This is a genomic window from Azospirillum melinis, from assembly GCF_013340935.1.
Lineage (GTDB): Bacteria > Pseudomonadota > Alphaproteobacteria > Azospirillales > Azospirillaceae > Azospirillum > Azospirillum melinis.
The window spans coordinates 17631-38186 of sequence record NZ_WHOS01000058.1; the positions used below are offsets into that span (position 1 = coordinate 17631).

The 20556-nt window shown below is 65.9% G+C and carries 17 protein-coding genes; 6 read left to right on the forward strand and 11 right to left on the reverse strand.

From position 1 onward, the window contains the following. Nucleotides 1-19 precede the first annotated feature (19 nt). Complete coding sequence (locus GBZ48_RS28755; RefSeq protein ID WP_111070735.1) at nt 20-748, forward strand: YsnF/AvaK domain-containing protein; 729 nt, start codon at nt 20-22, stop codon at nt 746-748. A 243-nt stretch (nt 749-991) separates the two neighbouring features. Here GBZ48_RS28755 and GBZ48_RS28760 read toward each other — a convergent pair whose 3' ends face one another. Next, nucleotides 992-1141, reverse strand: coding sequence for a hypothetical protein (locus GBZ48_RS28760; RefSeq protein ID WP_162630197.1), 150 nt, complete (start codon nt 1139-1141; stop codon nt 992-994). Between the two features lie 2 nt (nt 1142-1143). Between GBZ48_RS28760 and GBZ48_RS28765 the strand changes: the two genes are divergently transcribed. Genes GBZ48_RS28765 through GBZ48_RS28775 form a run of 3 tightly spaced genes read left to right on the forward strand, consistent with a single transcriptional unit; the run spans nt 1144 to nt 2055 of the window. Continuing rightward, a complete protein-coding gene (locus GBZ48_RS28765; protein WP_246024684.1) occupies nt 1144-1467 on the forward strand; it encodes a hypothetical protein in 324 nt (107 codons plus the stop codon). After that, nucleotides 1464-1703: a hypothetical protein gene (locus GBZ48_RS28770; RefSeq protein ID WP_109156567.1), complete on the forward strand. Its 240-nt coding sequence runs from the start codon at nt 1464-1466 to the stop codon at nt 1701-1703. Before GBZ48_RS28765 ends, GBZ48_RS28770 begins: the two co-directional genes overlap by 4 nt. Before the next feature lie 4 nt (nt 1704-1707). After that, a complete protein-coding gene (locus GBZ48_RS28775) occupies nt 1708-2055 on the forward strand; it encodes a hypothetical protein (RefSeq protein ID WP_109156566.1) in 348 nt (115 codons plus the stop codon). Nucleotides 2056-2092: 37 nt separating this feature from the next. Here GBZ48_RS28775 and GBZ48_RS28780 read toward each other — a convergent pair whose 3' ends face one another. Together GBZ48_RS28780 and GBZ48_RS28785 are read right to left on the reverse strand one after the other, a co-directional pair. After that, complete coding sequence (locus GBZ48_RS28780) at nt 2093-2902, reverse strand: transglutaminase-like domain-containing protein (RefSeq protein WP_111070736.1); 810 nt, start codon at nt 2900-2902, stop codon at nt 2093-2095. Nucleotides 2903-3242: 340 nt separating this feature from the next. After that, entirely contained in the window at nt 3243-3623 is a 381-nt protein-coding gene (locus GBZ48_RS28785; protein WP_111070737.1) for a response regulator, read from the reverse strand. A gap of 439 nt (nt 3624-4062) precedes the next feature. On the opposite strand from GBZ48_RS28785, the gene GBZ48_RS28790 reads away from it, so the two are divergent. Continuing rightward, the gene (locus GBZ48_RS28790; RefSeq protein ID WP_146205395.1) at nt 4063-4392 is read left to right on the forward strand and encodes a hypothetical protein; all 330 of its coding nucleotides are present in this window, start codon (nt 4063-4065) and stop codon (nt 4390-4392) included. 157 nt (nt 4393-4549) lie between these two features. On the opposite strand, the gene GBZ48_RS28795 is transcribed toward GBZ48_RS28790, so the two are convergent. Continuing rightward, the gene (locus GBZ48_RS28795) at nt 4550-4948 is read right to left on the reverse strand and encodes a hypothetical protein (RefSeq protein ID WP_174474157.1); all 399 of its coding nucleotides are present in this window, start codon (nt 4946-4948) and stop codon (nt 4550-4552) included. Nucleotides 4949-5296: 348 nt separating this feature from the next. On the opposite strand from GBZ48_RS28795, the gene GBZ48_RS28800 reads away from it, so the two are divergent. Beyond that, a complete protein-coding gene (locus tag GBZ48_RS28800) occupies nt 5297-6208 on the forward strand; it encodes a recombinase family protein (protein ID WP_174474158.1) in 912 nt (303 codons plus the stop codon). Nucleotides 6209-6272: 64 nt separating this feature from the next. Here GBZ48_RS28800 and GBZ48_RS28805 read toward each other — a convergent pair whose 3' ends face one another. The 7 genes from GBZ48_RS28805 to GBZ48_RS28835 all read right to left on the reverse strand — a co-directional run bounded on the left by GBZ48_RS28805 (nt 6273) and on the right by GBZ48_RS28835 (nt 20522). After that, a complete protein-coding gene (locus GBZ48_RS28805) occupies nt 6273-6779 on the reverse strand; it encodes a lysozyme (RefSeq protein WP_174474159.1) in 507 nt (168 codons plus the stop codon). Nucleotides 6780-6913: 134 nt separating this feature from the next. Further along, nucleotides 6914-13789, reverse strand: a complete 6876-nt coding sequence (locus tag GBZ48_RS28810; RefSeq protein ID WP_174474160.1) for a LamG-like jellyroll fold domain-containing protein — start codon at nt 13787-13789, stop codon at nt 6914-6916. A gap of 1 nt (nt 13790) precedes the next feature. Beyond that, a complete protein-coding gene (locus tag GBZ48_RS28815; protein WP_174474161.1) occupies nt 13791-14000 on the reverse strand; it encodes a hypothetical protein in 210 nt (69 codons plus the stop codon). Then, nucleotides 13997-14428: an MATH domain-containing protein gene (locus GBZ48_RS28820; protein WP_174474162.1), complete on the reverse strand. Its 432-nt coding sequence runs from the start codon at nt 14426-14428 to the stop codon at nt 13997-13999. Before GBZ48_RS28820 ends, GBZ48_RS28815 begins: the two co-directional genes overlap by 4 nt. Nucleotides 14429-14431: 3 nt before the next feature. Next, complete coding sequence (gpJ, locus tag GBZ48_RS28825; RefSeq protein ID WP_174474163.1) at nt 14432-19036, reverse strand: TipJ family phage tail tip protein; 4605 nt, start codon at nt 19034-19036, stop codon at nt 14432-14434. Then, complete coding sequence (locus GBZ48_RS28830) at nt 19029-19736, reverse strand: C40 family peptidase (RefSeq protein ID WP_174474164.1); 708 nt, start codon at nt 19734-19736, stop codon at nt 19029-19031. Before GBZ48_RS28830 ends, gpJ begins: the two co-directional genes overlap by 8 nt. A 42-nt stretch (nt 19737-19778) precedes the next feature. Then, nucleotides 19779-20522, reverse strand: a complete 744-nt coding sequence (locus GBZ48_RS28835; protein WP_174474165.1) for a phage minor tail protein L — start codon at nt 20520-20522, stop codon at nt 19779-19781. Between the last annotated feature and the right edge of the window lie 34 nt (nt 20523-20556).

A 20556-nucleotide genomic window follows, 5' to 3' on the forward strand; every position in this document is an offset into this window, starting at 1 on the left:
AATCCTACTGGAGAATATCATGAGCACGATCGTCGTCGGACTTTACAAGGAAAGCGGTTCCGCCAAGAAGGCCTTCCAGGCATTGGTCGCGGCGGGCTGCCAGAAAGCGGACATCGAGACCTTCGGCGGCGCCGACAGCGCCGACAAAGCGGCCCAGGGTCTGCTGGAGCACGGCTTCGACAAGGAACTGGCCGAGCAGTATGGCGCGGCCATCCGGCAGGGCCACACCCTGGTGGCGGCCGACATCGCCGACCAGGATGCCGACGCGGCGGAAGCCATCCTCGACGAGAATGGATCCGTCGACCTGCCCACCCCCTCGGCGGCGGGTAAGCCGGCCCAGAAGGCGGCCAACGGCGGCAGCGTCGAGCAGGAGACCCTCCAGTCGGTGAAGGAGGAGGTTGAGATCGGCAAGCGCCGGGTCGCCAAGGGCGGGGTGAAGGCCACGTCGGAGGTCACCGAGACGCCGGTCCGGGAAACCGTGACGCTGCGCGACGAAACGGTGGATGTGGAACACCGCAAGGTCGACCGGCCTCTGAGCGCCGACGAGGAGAAGGCCGCCTTCGGCGAGAAGACCATCGAGCTGACGGCGACCTCCGAAAAGCCGGAGATCACCAAGGAGGCCCGCGTCGTCGAAGAGGTCGTTCTGTCCAAGACGGCGTCCGAACAGGAAAAGACCGTGGAGGCCGTCGCCCGCCGCACCGATGTCAAGGTGGAGCCGGTCGGCGGCAAGGCGGGCAACAAGCGCTGATTTGAAAAGCGCATGAAAACTGCGGACCTGAACCGCACATGAGGACGACAAGACAGCCTTCGCCTTGGTCACAACCATCTCGGTTGTGGTCGAGGCGAAGGCTGATCTGCCGAATGCCTCCAGAAGAACGCCGGCTCTTGCAAGTTCTGGAAAGATGCTGGACGACGGGGACAGTGCGATCCGCTCTTGCAGGTTGTCAGTCCTCCAAAAAACCATCCTTAATATTAATTGAAAAGTCCTTGTTCAATCACCAGATAAATTCTTCTGAGGCCACTCCAGGCTCTCTTCTTCATGCTGATGTTTCCAGGTCTGAAGCTCTTCCTGGCGTGACTCGATCCAGACGGCATGATCGCCGCCGTCTTTGCCGACAGACCGGCCCAGATCGGAGAGCACCCATGGATGCCAGGACAAGGCTCGCCTTCTTCATCTTGAAAACGCATTCCGGCTGGATTGTCCGGGCGGACGGCTTCGTCTATCCGCCCTGCACAACCCAAGCCGATGCGTTCGCCAAAGCCATTCGCGAAGCCAGAGCAGCGGAACGCCTCGGCTTCGCCAGCGTCGTGCTGGCACAATCGGCGGCGGGGGAACCCTGTTCTGTCCGCTGGTCCTGTGCCGGCGCCGCCGGAGTGCCAAGGGCAGACACCGAAACTCTGCAATCGGCAATTCCGCCCATGGCGGGCATCCCGCTGTTCGCACACCGACCGGAGGACCGCCGATGACCACCCTGTTCCACTCCATCGACGGGCGATACCCCCAAGGCGCCGACGTGCTGCGTGAACAGCTGCGCTGGGGGGACGCCGAACGCCGTTGGCATCCGGCACCCCACAACGATCCATCCGGCCGGCTGCCACCTGGCTACCCACCGCCGGGCCACGCCTGCCTACCGCAGGGCGCCCTGCTGACCCGTCTCACCATGGCTTGTGCCGCGGTCGGCACGACCGCCACGAAAGGGTGACCCCATGAGCCTTGTGGCCCATTACATCGTGTCATTCCAAGCGGATGGCTGGTTCATCATGCTTGAAGGGGAGCGCTACGGCCCCTTTCTCGACGGTCAGGTCAGCGCCCTCATCGTCGCGGTACAGGCCGCCAACCATGCCGGAAAGGATGGGCACGATGCCCGTGTTCTGCTGCACACGAAGGACGGAGGCGTCTCCACCGCCTGGATCTTCGGCACCGACAGCTACCCGTCACCCTGGGTGGAGGAACTGCATCGGATCGCCTTGCTGCCGCGCCGGGAGCGTGCCCGCGCGTCTGTCCCTCCGGGTCCCTCGATGACGCTGGATGTTGCGGTCGCCGGTCAGGCGTGACCGGACGGCGATGCCCACGGGCAGAGGGGGTGGGGAATCAGGTGGCCACCTCATCCGTCCAGACCTGGAACTCCGTCAGCGTGTTGGGGCCGAAGGTGTGGGTGAGCGGCACGTCGGCCGCGTCGCGCCCCTGCGCGATCAGGGTGCGCCCGATCCGGGGGGCATTGTTCCGCGGGTCGAAGACATGCCAGCGGCCGCCCAGATACACCTCCATCCAGGCCGCGAAATCCATCGGCGCATAAGGCGGCGGCAGACCGATGTCGCTGATGTAGCCGGTGCAGTAGCGCGCGGGAATGTTCATCGCGCGGCAGAAGGCGATGGCGAGATGGGCGTAGTCGCGGCAGACCCCGCGCTTTTCGGCATAGGTCTGGGCGGCAGTCCGCGTCGGACGCGAATGCTCGTAGCCGAAGGTCACATGGCTGTGGACGAAGTCGCAGATCGCCTGAACCCGTGCCCAGCCCGGCGCGGTGCCCGAGAACAGCCGCCAAGCCTCATCCGACAGGACATCGGTCTCGCAATAGCGGCTGCCCAGCAGGAACAGCAGGGTGTCGGCCGGCAATTCATCGACACGGTGCTGGACGGCGCCGGGCTCGGCCGGATCCGGCACTCCACTGTCGCGGATGATGCTGTCGGCCCCGATGGTGACCAGGCCGGCGGGCGCCACCAGCCGGCTGCACCAGTTGCCGAAACTGTCGCGGTAGCCCTGGATCGGCACCGGAACGCTGGTGACGATATGGTCGGGACGCTCCAGGTCGCCGACGCGCATGTAATGCACGTTCAGCATCACGATCATCGGCGTGGGGGCGGGAAAGCTGAAATTCAACTGATAACCCAAGCGTATGCGCATGATGGCCTTCCGATGAAAAGACGTGCCGGTGACATACCGGTGCGTGTCGGCGCCGATCAGTAGCTGGAGGGAAAGGGGCAGGAATCCGGCTCTATGAGTGCGGACGTCCGGCCCCGGTTCCGGGATCGAAGGCTGACGCTGGGTGGTAACGGTCTCGCAACCGGAGCAACCGGCAGTTATGGTATCGAGTACAAGAGCGCGTTGAAGCGCTGTTGTGCCTTCTAGCTGTCAAGACAGAACTGTCTGCATCGTCGCGCCCGGTACACTCAAGGTCCTTTGACCGCGCTTGGTGATAGCTTCCGAAAGGTACGCCTGGGTCATCGCGCGGTTCCTGGTTTTTTCATCGATCAGTTGTCGTCTCCTGGCGGGGCAGGAGAGATCTGACGTGATGAACCAATGTGGAAAGACTGTAGGGCTTGCGCAGGACGATCAGCCGTCCCGGCACCTCCTGCGGAATGTATTCGCTGTAGCCGGTCATGATGATGACCGGCAACTCGGCGTTCCGACGCCGGATCATTCGGATCAGAGCCTCGCCGCCCATGACAGGCATCCGCATGTCGGTCAACAAAATGGCAGCAGGATCCTTTTCATCAACCTCCAGCGCCTGCACCCCATTTTGAGTGAGGGTGACCCGGTAGCCTTCAGCCTCGAGGAACTCTGCCAACGCTGTCGCCGTAAGATTTTCATCCTCGGCGATGAGAAGGTGAGGATGATTGAGCATGCTTCGATACCAACACACCCGGAATGATTTGGACAGCCATTAATGCTCATGTGCCGCTCTCAGAGCGGAAACCTGCATGGCTCTTTTGCTCCAGGAGCGCTTTATTGCAGCGGCAATGGCGACAACGTTGCCTTAGCGCGACCGGCGTGAAGCGTTTGCTTCAAACGATCTGCTGTAATATCATCCGACGGCAGGCCGTCACCGCGTCGCAAGACACTCCCTGGTCGCTGGGCTGACCACCGCCACGAAGACCGAGGAGTGCGCCGTTCCCGATCCAGGAAATGGCGATGCACCGCAGGGCAGGTTCCCTCCATGCAGCGGCACTTCCATACGCTTCGAAAGACGTATCGCACATGATTTCCATCACCCGGACGGAAATCACTCCATCATCACTTCGGAATGTCTAAAATATTGACCGCTCCAGATCGGCGTGAACACAATGCCGGAGAAGCCACTCATCTGCCGATTTTCGGTGAAACTCGACGGAGAGTTCCATACGGTCACGGCCTCTATTCATCTCGACGTCCCTACATTCGTGAGATTTGAGATGAATGCTCCATCAGGCAATTCCCCATCCATGGTTGTGGCCATGTGGAGTGACGGGCAATGGAATGTCTTCGAGGGTGATCGAAGTGCCGACCCACGGCACCTGCTGGCCATCACCCTGGCCTTCGGCACAATGACCTTTGGTCCTCCTGGCGGTGATTGGCTGCTTGTTCGGGATCTCCTGATCAACCTCACCCAGTCGGCTGTGGTTCATTACCGCTGACGGGCGCCGGTGGCGATGCCAGGACTGCGCACCCCGAGCATCAGGCTCATAAACTCGTGGATCGTCGGTCTGCAATTGAAAGGTTTCCCCAAGAAAAATCCTTTTCATTACAGTGGCCTACGACTGCAACCCGATCGACTCAGCCTGACCGGGGCACTTATTTTGACGCCCAAATCTTGCAAAGAAAATTTTCAAAAGAAAGCGACACATGGGCTTCCTCCATCCGGGCGAGCGCCCCGTCCATGCCGGTCGGAGCGAATGCGGACGGGACGGGATCGGACAGCATCTGCCGCATCAGGTCGAGGGCCAGCATGGTGGCTCCCCAGTCGCGCAGCGCACGCGCGGGCACCTGGGCCAGCAGAGTGCGCAGGCGGTTGGGATCGACGCGGCGCCCCTGACTGTCGGCAATCTCGGCAACGGCCTCGACCCGCGACCGATGCAGCCAAGCCGCCAGAACCGGACTGCCGGTGGTTGCCTGGGCCAGCCGCCCGACAGCCTTGGCAGCCCGCTCCAATGGACCGAGAAGGAGGAGAGGTTCGGGAAGGCGCGAATTCATTATTTATATATATCAGTGTATTGTGGATTTTTGATATCCAAATAACCGAAACCTGTCCAATACACCCGATGCTGAAAAACAGGGCTTCCAACCGCCTCCGGTCGGTGCAAGTCAAAGCGCGGGACATTTGGTGCTTATGATGACGGCCCCCGCCCTGCCGGCGGTCTCCTGGCCTTTTGTCGCGCACCGGATGCCGGAACCCGGAACCAAGATACCGGCGCTGCGATCCGGGGCAGCTTCCCAACCCGCACCCTGCCTCCATGTTCATCCGGGTGGATGAAACCGACTTATATTCTGTACAAAGAGCCCAACAGGCAGGTCTCCGCCCGGATTGCTCAGGACACCCCGATGGCCCTCGTCGCCTACGCCCGCGTCTCCACCGAAGACCAATCCACCGACTCCCAGCTGCTCGCCCTGCGGCAGGCCGGCTGCACGACCATCTTCGAGGAACAGGCGTCGGGAGGCGACCGTGACCGGCCGGTACTGGCCAAGGCGCTCGCCAGCCTGAAGAAAGGCGACACGCTGGTGGTGGCGCGCATCGACCGGCTGGCACGCTCGCTGTTCCATCTGCTGGAGGTGATCGACGGGCTGGGACAGCGCGGCGTCGCCTTCAAGTCGCTGAGCGATCCGATCGACACCACCAGCCCGCAGGGACGCTTTGCTTTGCAGGTCCTCGGTGCCGCGGCCGAGCTGGAACGTGCGCTGATCCGCGAGCGCTCGGTCGCCGGGCTCAGGGCCGCGGTGGCCAGAGGGAAGGAGCCCGGCAATCCCGGCCTGCGCCGACGGGACCCTGCGGCGCTGGAAAGGGCACGGCAGGGCCGCGAGACCGCTCGCGACGAGCTGGTCGTCGCGCATGCCCAGGAGTTCCTGCCGACCGTCGAGGCACTGCGCCCGACCGCAGCATGGGATCAGGTCGTGCGGGCGTTGAAGGCGCAGGGGCGGACCCGGCCGTGGGATCGCAAGCCATGGACGCCCAACAGCCTGATCCGCGCCGTTCGCCGGCTGGCCGCAGCGGGACTGGTTCGTCAGACCATTCTCGATGCGGCGCCCAAGCGGGTCGACAGCACCGACCTCATGCTGATGGTGGCGGGGCTGGCGCGGGCCGAACCCGGCATCACGCTCGATGGCATCGCACGCCGGCTGCAAAGCATGGGGCAGCGCACGCCGCGCGGTGGCCTGCGCTGGAGCCGGTCGTCGGTGAAGACCCTGTTGGATCGCGCCAAGGATCAGGGGCTGGTGCGAGGATCGGAGGGCGGGTAGCGGGCGGGCAGTCTTCTGTATTCCGGCTTGGCGGCAGGACCGGCGACGAGGGGAAGGCAAGGGATCACGCAGGATCGTCGAGGGCCTGCGGCATCGGATCGGCCGCGGCGATCCTGGTCAGGAACAGGTTGCGGCGGAACAGCAGGGCCTCGGCCTCCCGGCGCTTCACCAGACCTGGAAGTTGCGTTTTCCTGCCATTGACGGTGGCGTAGACCCAGCGGCCGAATTCGCCGGCGGCCCCCTCATGGTCACCCATGTTGAGACGCTTCAGCAATGTGGAGGATTGGAAGTTCTCCCGTCCAAGATTGAAGACGAAGCTGGCGAGCGCGCCGCGCTGCCCGTCGGTCACCGGCACCGTCACCAGCCTGTCGACCACGGCCGCGGCGGCGGCGAGGTCGCGGGACAGCAGCGTTTCGGCCCGCTCAGCGGTGATGCTCTGTCCGAGCGTCACGCCGGCGGTGTGGCCGTAACCGATCGTCGGGATGCCGGCCGGGCAGAGATAGGCGTCGAGGGACAGACCTTCGAAATGCTTCACAAGGTCGATGGCGGCCTTGCAGATCGGATCGGGCATTGATCGGGGCTCCCAGGCAATAGGTGGGGCGGTGGGTGGGGAGACAGGGGGAGATCGGATCCGCTGTAGCGGGGACAGGGTCCCGGGGATAGCCCCGGGACCGCCCGCGTCGGGCCCCGCGTTAGGCCCCCGCGTCAGGCGACGTAGTCGTAGACGACGTTGACCGGGTAGGGCTTCAGGTTGGTGATGCGGTGGATTTCGGCCCCGGCCGCACCGTTGCGCTTGATCGTGTAATCGATCCTGGCGGCCCCGAGCTCGTACTCGTCGCGGGCCAGAGTCACCGCATCGACGCTGGGCGAGAAGCTCGGGTTGGCTGTCTTCAGCGAGAAGGCGAAGTCGATGGTGCTGTAACTCTCCACATTCAGGTTCGTGAGAGCATTCTGCAGGGTCAGATAGTCGTTGCCGTTGGTGTCGATGCTGGACCCGCTGTTGAGGGGTACGACAACCCAGGCCGACCCGTCCCACTTCCGCCACGTCGCCCGGCCGTCGAAGCTGACCAGCCACTTGATGCCGGTACCGGGCGGGGTGGTCTGCGCGATCGTCGCCGAACGGATCGTGCTCCAGTCCGACACGTCGATGCGGCTGCTGTCGAGCGTCGCCACATAGAAGGGGCCGGTGACGTAGCTGCTGCCGTAGGGGATGGTTGGCGGCGTGAAGGAGGCCGTCCAGCGAATTCCCGTGGAGAGGCGAAGTTCGTCCACGTAGCCAGCGATGCCGTAGTCACCGCCGTTAGTGGAGCCGAGCAGCATCAAGGATCCACTACTGTCTGTCCGCATAGCCGTGCCGCCACCGGCCCCCCCATACCCGAACTTAGTCCCGTTGACGAAAAACGCCACAGTCCCGGCAGAAGAGATCGTAACCGCCACATGCGTAAAAGTGTTCAGAGGGATGATTTGCGGGCCGCCAGCGTACAAGTCACTATTGAAGCTTGTTCCTTTGTAGCGGAACTTCAGCCATCCGTTGGTATCGAGGTAGAGCGCCCACGTCTCATCGGACGCCCCCCATTTTTGTGCGATGATGCGGGGGCTTGAGTAGTTTTCGGGACGTACCCAGGCCTCAATTGTCAGATCGACCGATCCGCTCATCCAAGAGGCATTCGGAACGGTCTGGCAAGCATAGCCAGAGCCGCCGTTATATACAGACCCAGTTCCGAATTTAGCTTGACCTGTGCCGATTTGCGGCACCGTGTTGCCGTTACCGAAATTGGGCGTGATCCATACCCCATCCTTCACAATGCGGGCATTGCCGTTTGCGGCGATCATCGCGCTGTTGCCGGACAGCTCCTTGACCCACTTCTGGCCGACCGCGCCGTTGAACTCCCACATCAGCGTGGTCATGTCGTCGGCGACCAGGGTGGCGGGCGTGAAGTTGGCGGTGTAGCGGGGAGAGCCGTTGGTGATGCGGAAACTGTCCACTGCCCCCTGGATGATGGCACTGTTATTGTCCCAATAGCTGCCGATGCAGAGCAGATAGGTGGCGTTGGCGTAGACCGGGTTGACATTGGGTCCATAGACGAGACCGAACTTCACCCCATCGACATAGATGAACCATCCCAGCCCATCACGAACCAGGGCGACATGGTGCCATGCACCGGCGTTCATCGCCGGATTGGAGACGACGACGGTGCTTTGGCCCCAGCCATTGACCCGCAGCGTCCCGTCGGTGGCGGCGTAGACCTGCAACGAGTTGCCGAGGCTGCCCCCATTGTCCGAAATGTTGAACAATTGCGGAGCGTTGCCGAAGCTGGCGAAATAGAACCAGCCCTCGATGCAGAGCTTGGTGTTGGTTCCGAAATAGATCGGGTTGCCGGCGGTCGGGGCGGAAAAATACATCTTCGGCCCACTGCCGACGGCACTCAGCGCTGCCGACGTGCCGTGCCCGCCTCTGGTGTAGGTGCTAGCGAGAGTGACCTGCTGAAGATTGGATGTCGTCGTGTCCCCGAACGCATTCGTCCCGTAACTCGACCCGCTGCTGTCCAGGGTCACCTTGTCGCCGTTGACGCCGTCGAAGTTCAGCAGCAGAAGGGTATAGGGAGTGGTCGTGGGCACCGTGGCCGGGGGGGTGAAGTTGCCGGCCCACAGCGAACGTCCCCGCTCGATGCGCACGGCATCGATGGTACCCTGCATGGTGATGTTGTCGGTCACGTCATGCCGATTGATGTTGACCTTGGCGCCAGAGAAGCTGATCGAGGCGGTTCCGACACTGGTCGCGTAGGTGGTGCCGTTGACGGCGACATAGACGGTGCTGCCGGAACGGAACAGCGCGACGTGGTTCCAGCTGTTGAGCGTCAGGCTGAGACCGGTGGAAACGTCGGCCGCAACGTTGTAGCTGGCGTTGTTATTGCTGAGGGCAAGCTTGACCAGACCGTTGGCATCCAACGACAGGCGCGGATCGTAGCCGGTCCCCTCCAGCGAGAGGAACTTGCCGCCGTTGAAGGCGGTGGGGTAGGCCCAGCAGTCGAACAGGAAATCGTCCGACCCCATTGCAAAGTCCATGTGCGTCTTGAGGGTGCCGACCTGGGCATTGCCGTTCAGAGCTGTAACGCCGAACTTCGCCCTGGCGTTGGTCACCGTCGAGTTGTTGCCGAGGAAAACCGAATGCCCGCTGTTGGCCCGGTCCTTCAGCACCTGCCCGCCATGCCCGTCGTCGAAGCTGAACAGATGGACGGTGTCGGTATCGGTGATGAACGCCGTGGTCGGGGGCGTAAAGTTGACGGCGTAGCGGGCGACCTTGGAGACACGGATCTGGTCCTGCCAGCCGAAAAAATTATATTGGCCGGGGTTGCCTGCAGACATGCCGATACCGAGTACGCCCGGCGGGAAATTGGTACTGTCTGCCCAGCTACCTTGAGCGATGCCGTTAACATAGAGCGTCGTTGTTCCGTTGTTACGGACAACAGCCCATTGATACCAGACGTCGGTTGAGAGATTTGCGCTCTGAATGCGATCACTGCCGGTCACATAATATTTGATTACCGGTGCGCCCGCATTGTTGCGCAGACAAATCTGGGCGACGGTGTAGGACGCGCTGTCGCAGATATCGAGGATCGCCTTATCCGTAAAGCTGCTGCCGATATAGACCATGCCTTCGAAAGTGAAGTTTTGCCCGGTGCCGAACGCGATCTTATAGCCGCTGGAAAGCTTCCATGCCGACGCCCCGTCGAACCAGCCGCAATGGCTGCCGAACGGGGTGATGCCGCGCTCATCGATGATTTCGGTCGAGCCGTTGGCGCCATCGGCATGGATCAGCAGCTTGGTGGCGGCATCGGCCCCGCCACCCCCGGCGGTGCTGTATAGCTGGAACTGGCCGCCGACCTGATCGGTGCCGGTCGCGGCATTCTCCTGGGTGTATTGCGCCTCGGTGTTGTAATCGACGTTGAAGGCCTGGCCGACGAACTGGCTGTAGACCGCCAGGATGGATTTGGCGGGAACGTCGAGGCTGCCGGCGGCGGGAAGAACCGTAACTGCCGACTTGGTGACGGTGTTGGTGCCGCTGCTGGTGACGAGCGGAGCGCCGTTGACTGTGGGATTGGCCTTGAAATCGACGGCGTTGCCGGAGACCGTCACGGGCAGGTTGCCCGCATGCCAGACCTTATGGGCGACCCCGCCCATCGACCAGCCGCCGATCTTGAACTCGTTGTCGGTGTCGAGGCCGACATGCACCCCATAGTTGCCGGGGCGGTGGAAAGACATGAACGCGGCCCCGGCGGGAGTGCCGGTGCCCTGCGACTGAATTTCGAAACCGGCGGTGTTGCCGACGGCCGACGCAATGCCGGTGTTGGCCGGCAGGCTCGCGCCGGTTCCGAGTATCGTCTGCTTGCCGTTGAAGGTGTTGGCCGAGGTGACAGCGGCATAGTTGCCCGGAACGAGGTTGCCCGCATGCCAGACATTGTTCCCCATCCATTGGAACGACGTCATGTTGGCGAGAAGGATGTTCGACCAGGAGATTGCCGCCCCAGCCGACTTGCCGTAGCCGTGCGCGCCACGGAACCAGAAATTCGGGCCATTGACGCCGTCATTGCTGACGGACATGCCAATGTCCATTGCGTCCTCGCCACCGACGGAAAGGGTGGGCGAGGTGCTGCCGGCCGTGTTCCAATACCAATGCTGGCGACCCATCCCGTCCTGGGTCATGTAGTAGGCCGGCGCCGTGCCGCCGGTACGGGTCAGCGTGCCCGTGATCGTCGGATTGGCAGCGTCGAGCTTCGAGGCAGGCGCGAAGTTGCCCGTGTGCCAGACGTCCTTGTTGTCCACCTGGATGCCGGTGGCGACATTCAGCTTGGCTCCGCCGGTCGGCATCGCGGTCGTGCCGATGGCGGTCAGCGACCCTCCCTCGGAGATGGCGAAATTCTGCCATGCGCTGGAACCGTAGGCGCCAATTCGGCCAAAAGCGCCGACATCATTCCATCCGACGAACGTGAATTTGGTTCCGGCGCTGTTCCCGACGTGGACGGCCTCCATGGATGACGAGTTCTGGACGCTTACGGCGCCGCTGAAGACGTTGTTGGCGCCAAGCTGCGCATAGCGCCCATCCGCTGCCGCCCGGTCGGGAATGTCCGTGCCGTTGGCGACGCCGATGGCGCGCTTGGCGCCGGTGCCCGCCCCGGTCTGCGTCAGCACGCCGGCAGCGTTGTCGAGGGAGGCGAGGGAGGTCAGCAGGGCCGGCTTGTTCTCGACCCCGGACCAGTCCACCGCCGACGCGCGTGCCGCGGTGTAGGCGCGGTAGCCCGCCGCGTTGCCGAGATTGCTGTCGTCGACGACCAGATACATCAGGCCGCCGGTGCCGCCGACCTGCACCGTGTCGCCCTTCTGCACCTGGGCGGTGGTCAAGGCGAAGCGCTCGGCGTCGCTGGCGACCGGATAGAGACGTTCCAGCGCGCCTGCCGGCAGACGGGCGATGTCGATGGTGCCGGTCAGCGCCGACGCCGCCACCGCCGTCACCGGGATGGCGATGTTCTGGGTGCCGTCGAACGCGGTCGCGGTGCCGGTCGCCCCGCCCGACAGGGCGATGGTGCGGGGCGTCGTCAGCCTGGCCGCACCGGCCGCCTGCCCGGCAGCGATCATGGCGGCGATGGCGGCATCGGTCTGCGCCTTGTCGTAAGCGGTCGCGGACGTGTGCAGCTCACCACCCTTATAGGTCGCTGTCCGGCCGGCGACCGGGACGATCTCGACCGCTCCGTCCTCCGTCACCCGCACCGAACCGCCACCGTTGGCGATGCTGTCCTGCGACAGAGTGGACAGCCGGTGGTCGATCTCCTCCAGCGCTCCCTGCACGGTGCCGGCGGTGATGTTGCCGGATGCCGCCACCGGCGCCGTCGTGGCATCGAAGCCGAAGGAGACCGCGCGGTTGCCCGGGTTGAAGGTGAGCTTGCCGCCCGGAGCCTGCACGAGGTTCAGCAGGGAGCCGGGGTTGTCGGCGGCGAAGCGCTGCGAGGCGCCGTCGCCGACGATGCCGAAGTTGGAACCCCCGACGATGGTCGCGGCGGTCTGGGCATGGCCCTTGGCCTGCTCCGACCAATGGAAGGCGGAATAGACGCCCGGGCTGGGCTGATAGCCGACGGCACCCTGGGCGAAGGCCTGGGACAGATCGCGGGCAGCCTGCGCCTCCGTGCGGGCGGCGACAGCCAGATCGCGGGCGGCGGTGGCATCGGACTTGGCCGAGATCGCGTCCGCCGCCGCCGTTGCCGCCGTCTGCGCGCTGTTGGCGGCATTGGTCTGCGACTGGCCGGCCTGGGAGGCGGCGACCTGCGCCGCCGTCATGGCGGTGGCCGCGCTGTCGCGGGCCGCCTCCGCCGCGGCTCTGGCCGTGGCGCTGCCGGACCCGGCGGTTTCCGCCTGCTGTGCGGCCGAACGGGCAGTGTCGGCGGACAGGGCGGCGGCGGCGGCCTTGACGGTCGCGGTCTGGGCGCCGGTCGCGGCATCGCCGGCGGCGGCCTGCGCCGCGGTTGCCGCAGTGTCGAGACCGGCGGCGCTCGCGGCGGCGGCAGCGGCACTGCCGGAGGCCTCCATCGCCTTGCCGGTGGCGACGGTCGCCTGGGAGGCCGCGTCCAGGGCGTAGGACAGCGCCGACTTCAGACTGCCGGAGACCGGGGCATCGGTCTTCACCGCCCAGTCCTGCGCCTGCGTCCGCGCCGTCAGCGACGCGTCGCGTGCCTGTTGGGCGGCATCCCGCGCAGCGGTCGCGGTGTCGCGCGCCGCCTCGGCCGCCGTTCTGGCGGACAGGGCACCGGTCGCCGCCGTGCCGGCTTCGGTCCGCGCCTCCAGCACGATGTCGCGTGCGGTTTCCACGGCGGCAAGCGCCGCGGTGGCGGACGCCTCAAGCCCGGCGGCGGCGGTGGCGCTGTTGGCGGCCTCATCGGCATGGTGGACGGCGATGGCCGCCTGGGCGGTCGCGGTCGCGGCGGCGGCGGTGCTTTCGTCGGTCTGCGCGGCGACGGTCGCGGCGGCTTGCGCCACGGCCTGCCGGTCGGCGCCGACGGCCGTCATCGCCGCCGTGGCGTCGGCGGCGGCCTGCCGTGCCGTCGCCACGTCGTCCTCGATCGCCGCGATGATCTGCGCCGCATGCTCCACCACCCCGTCGTCGAGGAGTTGGAGCAGGCGGGCCGGGCTCTCGACCAGACGGGTGACACCCTTGCTGTCGGTCAGCGGGTACTTGCCGTCGGCATTCGGGCCGCCGTTCGGGGAGCCACCCAGCCAGTCGTCGTACTGGTCCTCGCGCACCGCCCATTTCGCGACCATCGCCGCGATCTCGCCGGCCAGTTCGGCGTTGGACAGGGTCGCCGACGCGGCGATGACGGCATAGGCGGAGGCCGCCGTCGTCTCGCCCTCCCAAGGGCGGTCGAGGGTCAGCGTGCGGTCGTTGGCGACATCGCGGATCTCGTAGAGCGTCCTGCCGTCGGTGGTGAAGGCGGAGCCCGGACGCACGACGCCCATCCACATGGTGCCGGCGCCGGCGACGGCGGCCGATCCGGGGGTCAGGGCGACGGTGCCTTGGCGATACCAGCCGGCCATGTCAGTTCTCCTCGCTGGGGGTCGTGTCGGAATAGGGGTAGAGCGCGCGGATCGCCGAGAAGTCGGCGCGCATGCGCTCCCATTTGGCGGGGTTGCCGTTCAGCATGTCCTGCTGGGCTTCCAACTGCCGGGCCGCCGGCCATGCGGCGAGATAAGCCTGCTGGCGCAGCTTCGCGATCTCGTCGCGGGTGCGGATATTTGTGACCTTCACAGCCGGATCTCCGTGACGAAGTCCATGTAGGGAAAGCGGCGCACCGTCACCCGATAGGTCCCGGGCAGGTCGTCGTATTGGAAGGAGCCGTCGTCGACGGTGTAGCTTTTGGTCGAGCCGGTGGTGAGGCAGCGCACCTCCACCATCGCCCGATCCGGCAGTTGGTCGAGACCGGCGATGGTGGGGCGGCGACGCACCGCCGGAGCCTCGCCCGACAGGTCGACATAGTCGCTCAGGTGATGCGCCTCCGCGGCGATCACGGCGAGACCGGGGCGGCCGCCGGTCTGCATCTCGACCACATCGGCGGCGCAGGTGCCGGCACCATGGATGCGACCCTCGCCGTCATAGACGGTGAAGGCGAGGTAGGACGGGTCGAGCAGACCGAGCATTCCGGTCAGCGGCGGCAAGGGGTCGGCGATGCTGGGCATGGGCTACTTCCGCAGTTCGATGGCGATGATGGTGCATTCGACCTCCCCGTTGGGCGGCAGGTAGGTGCCGAGGATGTCGCAGGCCCGATAGGTGTTCATGCCGGGTGCCGTGCCGATCACCAGCGCGCGGGCGCGGGCGTCGAAACCCGGATCAAACGTTGAGTTTTCGCCACCGCCGCTGCGCGGGGGCACGCCGCTGACGGTGGCAATCAACGCCACCGGCTTGCCGGTGGTGGCGATGCTGATCGACGGGCCTTCCTGGAAATAGACCGGGGACGTGATGCCGGTCATGTTGCCGGTGGCGAAGTCCTCGATCTTCTGGCCCCGGATCGTCAGATCCTGGATGTGTGCGCTGGAGATCGTTGCATCTCTGATCTTCGCGCTGTTGATCGAGGCATCCTGGATCTTCGCGCTGTTGATCGAGGCGTCCTGGATGAAGGCGGCGGACATGGAGATGCGGGGCACCCCATCCACCCGACCGATGACGAAGGGATGGTCGATGCTGCCCCCGGGGCCGGTAATGCCGATCAGGAAACGGTCGGCCCGCACATAGAACTCGGATCGCACCCCGCTCTCATCGGCCGGGTCCGAGGAAAGGCCGAACCCGCTGATGGCGCCATTGTTGTCGATCTTGACCGTCCACTGCCCCGACAGCCCGTTAGTTACTTTCGAGACCTGCTCGATGGACGAGGTGTGATTGCCGACCGTGCCGCTGAGGAGGGTTACCTTGTTGACCGCGGATTTTGCCTCAGTAACCGCCAGGTTGACGCTATCCTGAAAGGACCCGGAAGCATCTTTTATCGCCACGAACGCGCTGTCGATCCGGCTGGCGAGAGCACCGACGGCGTCGGCACGGGCGGTCTGCTCGCTGGTCAGCCCCGCCTTCACGCCGTCGACCGATGCACCGATGGTATCGAGGCGCGTGGTGAGCGCGCCGGTCGCGGTCGCGTTGGCGGTGATGCGGCTGTCATAGCCGGCCAGGCTCTTGTCGTAGCCGGCGACGACGCTATCGATGCGCTCGGCGTTGGTCCGGGTGTCGTTCGCCGTGGCGGTCAGCTTGGCCTGCACGCCGGCCAGATTTCCGTCCCAGGCCGCGACCACCGTGTCGATGCGCGTCGCCGTCGCCTCGTCCGCCGTCACCAGCGCGGTCAGCTCCTCCTTGACGGTGGCGATCTGCCCGTCGAACTGGGCGGCGACGGTGGTGACCCGGCTCGCCAGCGACTGCGTGTCGTCCTGGACCTGCCTGACATCCGCCTTCACCTCCGCGACGTCGGCCTCGCGCCTGCCGATCTCGCTGCGGATGCGGCCATAGCTGTCGTTGACGCGAACCAGACCGGACGTGACCGTCTCGGCGATCTTCTCGATCCCGGTGATGCGCTCGGCCATGAAGGGAGCGAGCTTCGATTCCGAGACCAGCTTGTCGGCGAGGTCGTCGTGGGAGATCTGCTCGGTGGTGGCGCCGGTGCCGATGTTGGAATTGACGTCGCTGACATTGCCGCCGAGATCGACGGCTCGCACCCAGTAATAGCGCGTGACCAGCCCGCCCAACCCGGCGCGCACGAAGGCGTTGCCCTTGACCGTGCTGATGACGGCGGCGGCCGACAGGTCGTTCGCCGCCCCCTCCAGAACCTCGATGTGGGAAAGGTCGGTGTCGGGCGGATTGACCCAGGACAGGGCGATCTGGCGCAGCCCGCCTTTGGCGACCAGCCCGGCGGGCTGGCCAGGCGGCGTCCCCTTGCCGCGCACCGTGGCCCGGATTTCCGCAGGTGCCGAGCGGCGGTTGTCGTAGGTCAATGCGGTGATGCGGACGGTGTAGACCCCCTCCGCCGCCGGCTCGATGTCGAAGCTGCCGGCGCGGGTGACCTTCCATTCCTGCCATTGGCCGCCCGGCGTCATCACGTCGGCGCGGTAGCCGGCGATGCGGGCATCGTCGCTGGGCGTCCAGCTGACGGTCAGCCGGGCCTGCGGCAGGCCGTTGACCCAATAGGCGCTTTCCACCGCCGCGAGGTTGGCGGGGGATGGGATGGCGTTGGCGGCGCTCTGGGTCGCCACCGGTTCGATCTGCACGCCCTCCTCGACCCGGGCATATTTGCCGGGCTCGTGCAGCAGGGCGGTGACCTCGTAGACGCCGGGCGATTTCTCGGTGACGGCGCGCACCCGGAACAGGCGCGGGGCGAGGTTGGTGGCGGTCAGGATCCACACCGCATACGGCTGCGGCACCGCGCCGCCGAGCGGAGCCGCGTCGATGGCGAGCTGGCCGGTGGTGTGCTCCTCGGTCGACTGCACCGGGCGGCGGACCGGGCAGTCGACCAGCCGCCCGTTCGGCAGGGTGAGCGCCAGCACGTGGCTTTGGTTGGCTTCCAGCGTCACCGTGTCGTCGAGGGTGACGACCTGCCGCTCCGGGTCGTAGGCGACCAGCCGCCCGCCGGTGCGCACCAGCGCCCAGTTCGGGTCGGCCAGCTTGACCACGTCGCCCGGCATGACGTCGAGATGGTCGAAGGAGCAGCGGTAGGTGACGGTCTCGGTCTCGTGCTGCTCGCTGTCGAGCATCCACAGGCCGAGGCGGCGGGCCTGGCTGCGCCGGGTGCAGCCATAGGCCGTCGCCTCGATCGGCCGCCAGCCGTAGCGCTGGATCATCCCGGCATTCTCGACGACCTCGACCGTCGGGCGGTAGCCGTCGTCGGGGTCGTTGAAGGTGATCAGCGCCGCGGTGTGGCGGGCCTTCAACGCGGTGCCGGAATAGGTGAAGCTGCCGCCGATGACGTTGGCCGGGGTGACCAGCTTGATCGGGTCGGCCGGCATGTCGGCGCGGGCCAGCACGCCGCCGGCCGACCAGAAGATCAGGCCGCGGAAGGTCGAGGCGATGGACTGGAGGACGCGGTAGGCCTCGGTCCGGCCGGAGATCACCCCGTTGAAGGTGAAGCGCGGCTCCATGATGTCGCGGCTGCTGGCGTCCAGCCGGCCCGACTTGACCGGCTGGTCGCAATAGACGCCGATGGTGTAGAGCGACCAGCGGTCGACCGCCGCCTCGGAGATCGACTGGCCCAGGCCGTAGCGCCTGTTGGTCAGCAGGTCATAGAGCACCCAGGCCGGGTTGTCGCTCCAGGCGGTCTTGAGGCTGCCGTCCCACTGGCCGGTATAGGTCCGCGTCTCCGGATCGTAGTTGGACGGGACCTGGATCTTCAGGCCCTTGACGTCATAGGCCCGCTCAGGGATCGAGTTGCCGAACTGCTCGGCCTTGACCGTCAGCGCGACCAGCGCCGAATTGTCGTAGCCGAACTTGGACTCGACGATCTCGGCATAGTGCGACCAGGAGAAGCTGTTCTGGATCGCGGCGCGGGGTGGATCGTCGGTAACGCGGGTGACGCGGATGTCGTATGGGCTCCTGCCCAGCTCGCGCAGCCCGATCTTGTAGGACCGTTCATAGGCGCTGGTCGTCTTGCCGGTCACCGTATCGTTGGCCAGAACCTTCCAGCCGCCGTCGGCCGCCCGCCCCTCGATGGTCAGCTGCACCGTCGATCCGTGCAGGTTGCCGTTGGAGGTATCCTGCTCGGTCAGTGCGTTCCAGCGCAGCACGATGCGGGCGGCGTCGACCTCGTCGCCATGGATGGTGCGGACGACCGGGGTCGCCTTCTTCACCTCGCTCCCGACGGGGACGGTGGTCTCGCTGGCGGTGAAACCGCTGATCGGCTCCTGCGAGGGAATGCCCCGGCGCTCTTTCCAGGTCACGCCCTTGAAATTCTCCGTCCCGTCGGGGGCGATCAGTGGCGTGCCGTCGAAATAGATGCTCTTCCCCTCATTGACCAGCCCGACGATCTCGCCCTCGCTCAGCAGATCGATCACCCGGGCGGTCGCGGCGGATTGCAGGCTGTTGGGGTCCTCGGTGGCGCCGGAACCGCCGCGGCCGGACTTGCCGCCGCCCTTGGCCCCCTGGATACCGCCTGCCGGACTTCCATCCGAAGCGGCTGTGGCGGCGGATGCCGCCGGCTGGGCCTGGACGGTTCCGATCTGCTCGGTATCCATGCCGGAGGAGATGACGGTCGAACCGACCCAGCAGCGTCCGTAGACCAAGGGAACCGACCCGCCCTGCTCGCTGACATTGGCCGGACCGGAGAACAGATAGCTCTGCGTGTTGTCCGGCAGGTTGGCCTTAGGCGTCGGCGACAGCATCTGGCTGATGCCGGACAGCATCATCGCCGCGCCGAATAGGGCGATCGAACCGTAGGAGATTCCCGCGACAGCCGGAGCGGACATTGCCGCCGAGAAGCTTGCCGCTGCCCATGGCTGCGCCGCGGCAATCGCAACGACCATGACCAGCGCGCCCATGATCGCCTTGCCGGCACCGCCGCTCTTGGCGCCGGCCGGAACCGGAATGATGTGCAGGTCGGCGCTGCCCAGCCCCAGCGTCAGGGTGTCGAGGGTCAGGTCGATGCCACCGCGCGAGCGCGGGCCGCGGACCAGCCGGTAGGAGCCTTCGCGGAAGACCTTCTCGAAATCTGGATGATTGGCGGCAAGCGCCCGGATCGCCTCGGCGGCGTCGCGGACCTGATAGTCGGCAAGGCGCCCGAACCGGCGGCCGAGCGCGCCGTGCAGATGGATCCTAGCCATGAGCGAGATCCTTGTGACGCAGGATGTGGACGATCTGCCGGTGCCAGGGGCCGAAGGGTTCGCGGCGCGACAGGCGGCGCGGCAGGTGATGCAGCAGCAGGCCGCCGTCGAGGACGACGCCGGCATGGTTGGGCACCGGCGACAGCACGGTCATCAGCGCGACGTCCCCGGCCGCCGCCTCGCCGGAGCGGACCACCGAGAAGCCGGCATCGGCGAAATGGTCCAGATAGAGGTTCTTGCCGGCGTGCCACCATTCGTCGTCGCGCGGGAAATTCGGCAGCCGGATGCCCCGCTCCAGCTGGAACCAGTCGCGCACCAGGGCGTAGCAGTCGGTCACGCCGTGGCGGAACTCGCGGCCGATCAGATCGGGCACCGGCAGGCCGTCGCCCCACAGGATCGGATCGGAACAGCGCTCCCCGTCGGTGGCCAGGATCGCCCAGGGGACCGCGCTGTCGATCTGGCCGCGCATGTCGGCGGCCGACGGGTGGAGCGGGCCGTCCGGGTGGCTGTGGACAATGGCTTCGATAGCGCCGGCATGGGCGAGGTAGTCGGCATCGTCGATGCGGAAATGGGCCGCCGGGTCGGCGGCGCGGTTGGACAGGGGCCGGTAGGTGCCGGCGACCACCAGGCCGCAGCTCTCGCGCGGATAGTCGGCCAGGGCGTGGCGCTTCATCGCGAGGATGGCGTCAGCGGTGAACATGCGCTGCTGGCTCCTCTAGCTGTGAGGGGAGGGGCGCCCGGATCAGACCCTGATCCGGGAGACACCGGGAAAGCCGCCGAAGGGCAGGAGATCCTGCGCCCTGGGGTAGCGCAGGCGGCAGTCGGCCAGCCGCTTGCCGCAGGCATCCCTGGCCGGATCGGTGCGCTCGCCGGTCGCGGTGAAGAAGTCGTTGCCGGCATAAGGACAATCGACGCCGTCGAACGACCATCCCGATCCGGTCCAATGGCGGTAGCGGCGGGTGCAGCCGTCGCGCAGCACCTGCCGGCCGGGGAGCATGGCGCCCTCCTGGTCGATGGCCGCCGACAGCTCGAACTCGACATGGGTGGCGGTGTGGGTGCTCTTGCGTTCGATCCGGTAGAGGTCGGGCGGGAAGAAGGCGAGCGGGTCGGCCTCCGCCCGGCCGTCGAGATAGCGGTCGAAGGTGCGCAGCCGCCTGACCTTGGCGCCGAGCAGGTCGGAGAACTGGTAGATCAGCGCCGAGATCTGGCGGTTGATGTTGGCGATGCGCAGGCGCGGCGTCGGCAGCGCCCCGGTCGCAGTCCATTCGAACCCTTCGGTCTCCATCTCGACCGGGACATAGGCGATGCCGCCGAACAGGACCGGTTCGCCGCCGCTGCCCGAGGGCGTGAAGTGATGGATCGTGCCGCCGGGATACATGGTCAGGTCCAGCGTGAACAGCGTCACATAGGCACCGGGATCGGGCGACTGGGCGGCGGCGGCAAGCGCCGGCCGTTCATCCCATTTGGGGATGTTGGTCTGGCTCATGGGGATTCCTTGGATGGGCGCCGCCCCCGCCGTC

Excerpts from the sequence above, each read along its gene's own strand:
- GBZ48_RS28755 (WP_111070735.1), top strand. The coding sequence starts at position 20 with ATGAGCACGATCGTCGTCGGACTTTACAAGGAAAGCGGTTCCGCCAAG.
- GBZ48_RS28765 (WP_246024684.1), top strand. The coding sequence starts at position 1,144 with ATGGATGCCAGGACAAGGCTCGCCTTCTTCATCTTGAAAACGCATTCC.
- GBZ48_RS28770 (WP_109156567.1), top strand. The coding sequence starts at position 1,464 with ATGACCACCCTGTTCCACTCCATCGACGGGCGATACCCCCAAGGCGCC.
- GBZ48_RS28775 (WP_109156566.1), top strand. The coding sequence starts at position 1,708 with ATGAGCCTTGTGGCCCATTACATCGTGTCATTCCAAGCGGATGGCTGG.
- GBZ48_RS28780 (WP_111070736.1), bottom strand. The coding sequence starts at position 2,902 with ATGCGCATACGCTTGGGTTATCAGTTGAATTTCAGCTTTCCCGCCCCC.
- GBZ48_RS28785 (WP_111070737.1), bottom strand. The coding sequence starts at position 3,623 with ATGCTCAATCATCCTCACCTTCTCATCGCCGAGGATGAAAATCTTACG.
- GBZ48_RS28790 (WP_146205395.1), top strand. The coding sequence starts at position 4,063 with ATGCCGGAGAAGCCACTCATCTGCCGATTTTCGGTGAAACTCGACGGA.
- GBZ48_RS28795 (WP_174474157.1), bottom strand. The coding sequence starts at position 4,948 with ATGAATTCGCGCCTTCCCGAACCTCTCCTCCTTCTCGGTCCATTGGAG.
- GBZ48_RS28800 (WP_174474158.1), top strand. The coding sequence starts at position 5,297 with ATGGCCCTCGTCGCCTACGCCCGCGTCTCCACCGAAGACCAATCCACC.
- GBZ48_RS28805 (WP_174474159.1), bottom strand. The coding sequence starts at position 6,779 with ATGCCCGATCCGATCTGCAAGGCCGCCATCGACCTTGTGAAGCATTTC.
- GBZ48_RS28810 (WP_174474160.1), bottom strand. The coding sequence starts at position 13,789 with ATGGCCGGCTGGTATCGCCAAGGCACCGTCGCCCTGACCCCCGGATCG.
- GBZ48_RS28820 (WP_174474162.1), bottom strand. The coding sequence starts at position 14,428 with ATGCCCAGCATCGCCGACCCCTTGCCGCCGCTGACCGGAATGCTCGGT.
- gpJ (WP_174474163.1), bottom strand. The coding sequence starts at position 19,036 with ATGGCTAGGATCCATCTGCACGGCGCGCTCGGCCGCCGGTTCGGGCGC.
- GBZ48_RS28830 (WP_174474164.1), bottom strand. The coding sequence starts at position 19,736 with ATGTTCACCGCTGACGCCATCCTCGCGATGAAGCGCCACGCCCTGGCC.
- GBZ48_RS28835 (WP_174474165.1), bottom strand. The coding sequence starts at position 20,522 with ATGAGCCAGACCAACATCCCCAAATGGGATGAACGGCCGGCGCTTGCC.